Source organism: Bacillus sp. X1(2014), from assembly GCF_007678255.1.
In genome coordinates this window covers 1-281 of sequence record NZ_VEED01000078.1, presented here as the reverse complement: position 1 = coordinate 281, position 281 = coordinate 1, and the positions used below count along the sequence as shown (strand labels likewise).

Genomic DNA, 281 nt, shown 5'->3' with positions numbered 1-281 from the left:
ATCATCGCAACAATTACGTCTTGGTTCTCATTTGTTTCTTGTAGCGTGCGTCCTTCAGGAGCAATATCGACATCATGAAAAGCAAAGAAAGGAACATTTAATTTTTCAAAAAGTTCAAATGCAGCTTCCACACGGGCTTTCGCTAAATCTAATCCTTTAAGGTGATCCCACGGGCGAATCGCTGTACCTGCGCCAAATGGATCTGTACCATCTGCAGTAAATGTGTGCCAATATGCAACGGAGAAACGAAGTATTTCTTCCATTGTCTTGCCATTAATTTT

The 281-nt window shown here is 40.9% G+C and carries 1 pseudogene; it reads right to left on the bottom strand.

Annotation, left to right across the window (positions count from 1 at the left end):
- Nucleotides 1–281 (bottom strand): annotated as a pseudogene (locus tag FS608_RS29860) (xylose isomerase); the annotation flags it as partial.